The sequence below is a fragment of the Anaerobacillus alkaliphilus genome (assembly GCF_004116265.1).
GTDB lineage: Bacteria > Bacillota > Bacilli > Bacillales > Anaerobacillaceae > Anaerobacillus > Anaerobacillus alkaliphilus.
In genome coordinates this window covers 1-345 of sequence record NZ_QOUX01000014.1, presented here as the reverse complement: position 1 = coordinate 345, position 345 = coordinate 1, and the positions used below count along the sequence as shown (strand labels likewise).

1 rRNA gene is annotated in these 345 nt (G+C 35.4%); it reads left to right on the top strand.

Features of this window, described 5'->3' with window-relative positions:
* A 16S ribosomal RNA gene (locus DS745_RS04325) occupies positions 1-52 on the top strand; the annotation flags it as partial.
* Between the last annotated feature and the right edge of the window lie 293 nt (positions 53-345).

Here is a 345-nt window from a genome sequence, read left to right as displayed (position 1 = left end):
GAAGTCGTAACAAGGTAGCCGTATCGGAAGGTGCGGCTGGATCACCTCCTTTCTATGGAGTTAAAACTCTAGTCGATGCTTTTCTTAGGAAAAGTACGCTGACGCTGTGTTTCAGTTTTGAGAGAATAATCTCTCTAAAAGCAATTATGAATGATGAATTTTGAATTATGAATTGTTGAAAGCATCTCAGAGAAGCTCTCAAAAGCAATTCGAAATTCATAATTGACAATTCACAATTGAACTTGTTCCTTGAAAACTAGATAACAACTAACACATTTAAGTTTTACCGGAAAGTTTGTAAAAGCTTTTGAGTAAACTTGAGTAGTCAAGAATTCAATTCGACGT